This is a genomic window from Micromonospora sp. NPDC047707, from assembly GCF_040704235.1.
Taxonomy (GTDB): domain Bacteria; phylum Actinomycetota; class Actinomycetes; order Mycobacteriales; family Micromonosporaceae; genus Micromonospora.
On sequence record NZ_JBEYSU010000130.1, the window covers coordinates 129 to 1999 of the forward strand.

Sequence of the window (1871 nt, forward strand, 5' to 3'; positions counted from 1 at the left end):
GCCCGATTCCGAGCCCGAGTAGGCCGGGTGTGGCGAGCCCGATTCCGAGCCCGAGTAGGCCGGGTGTGGCGAGCCCGATTCCGAGCCCGAGTAGGCCGGGTGTGGCGAGCCCGATTCCGAGCCCGAGTAGGCCTTGTCTGGTTACTCTGAGCCCAATGTCGGGTGTGGCAAGCCCGGTGACGAGCCCGAGCCGGCCTGGCTAGCCAACTCCAGCCGTTCTTCGCCCTGATCCCATCGGCGCGCCCCTAGCGCGGGGCCCTGGGCCCGTCCTCTGAGCGGGCGGGCCCAGTCAGTGTTAGATTCTGTGCGATTCCATGCTTACAGTGCAGGGCAGGCGGCATTCACAAGCCACAAGTTGGTGTAATCGGCGCTAAACTAGGCCGCCCAAGCGGAAAAGCTGTTAAGCGGCATTCCGGGCGGATCTTGTGACCTCAAGCCCCCGGGGGGGGTGTCCCTATGGGTTTCGTCATAGCGGGGACGGGGCTTGTTGGGCGGGGTTGGTAGGGGATCTTGTCGCGGAGCATGGCGAACAGGACGTCGCAGCGGCGTCGGGCGAGGCAGATGAGGGCGGCGTTGTTGTGGCGTTTGCCTTCGGCTCGTTTGCGGTCGTAGTAGGCGCGGCTGGTGGGGTCGGCGAGGGCGGCGAACGCGGCGAGGAAGAACGCCCGTTTGAGCTGCTTGTTGCCGCCGCGAGGTGGGTGTTCGCCGCGGATGCTGCTGCCGGATCGTCGGGTGACGGGGGCCAGGCCGGCGTAGGCGGCGAGGTGGCCGGGGGTGGCGAAGGCGGTGCCGTCGCCGACTTCGAGGAGGATCCGGGCGGCGGTCCTGACACCAATGCCGGGCATCGAGGTCAGGACCGGGGCGAGAGGGTGCGCATCGAGCATCCTTTCGACCTCGCCGGCGAGCTGGTCGCGTTGTCGCAGGATGTCGCGGAGGCTGTCGGCGAGGCGGGGCAGGATCGTCTCCGCCGCCTGGGTGCCGGGGACGGTGACGGTCTGCTCGTCGAGTGCGGTCATGATCTGCTCGACCAGTCGTTGGCCCAGGCGAGGGGTGTGGGGGCCGGCGATGGACAGCAGTTTGCGTCGGCCGGCCTTGCGCAGCCCTGCTGGTCCGCCGCACCGGGACAGCAGCTCCAAGACGGCCTTGTGCTGCACTTTCGGACCGAGGACCCGTTCCAGAGCGGGGTGGATCTGCGTGAGCAGCCCCCGGATCCGGTTCGACACACGGGTCGCCTCACCAGCGAGGTCGTCGTCGAAGCCAACCAGGACCTCCAACTCGGCCAAGGCCTCGTCACCGGCGTCGACCCGCGGCAGCGTGTGCGGCAGGGTGCGAGCCGCGTCGGCAATGACGTAGGCGTCGCGGGCATCGGTCTTCGCCGCACCGGGATGCAGGTCCGCGATGCGGCGCATCGCCAGCCCCGGCAGGTAGGCCACCTGATGCCCGCATGCCCGCGCCACCGCGACCGGCGGGGCGCCGATCGAGGCCGGCTGGTCGACCACCACCATTCTTCGACGGCCTAGACGCCTTCTGAGTGGCGCGCAACACGGTTGCATCTGGTACCTAGTGCCGCATCAGGCAACGTTCGCCCTGTTGACGACCTCGCGTAGGCGTTCGTCGGCGGCGTGGTTGTTCCGCCAGATGATGTAGCGGCGGATCATGCTGCCCTGCTGCTTGTGGCTGGTGTGGTCGGTGCCGTCGAGGGTGAAGTAGCGCAGGGCGGTGAACTGGGCCTCGATGCGGTTGAGCCAGGAACTGTTGGTCGGGGTATAGGCGAACTCGACGTTGTTGGCCGTAGCCCAGTCGCCGACTCGGGTGTCCTTGTTCGTGCTCAGGTGCGGGGAGTAGTTGTCGAGCACGATCGCGATCCGGGT

General features: G+C 68.1%; 1 protein-coding gene and 1 pseudogene. Both read right to left on the minus strand.

Going from position 1 to position 1871, the window contains the following annotated elements; all coding sequences use genetic code 11:
- Positions 1-431: 431 nt before the first annotated feature.
- A pseudogene (locus AB0873_RS32365) lies at positions 432-1505 on the minus strand (IS110 family transposase); the annotation flags it as partial.
- Positions 1506-1571: 66 nt separating this feature from the next.
- Positions 1572-1871, minus strand: a 300-nt coding sequence (locus AB0873_RS32370; RefSeq protein ID WP_366604581.1) for a transposase, incomplete at its 5' end; no start/stop codon positions are given.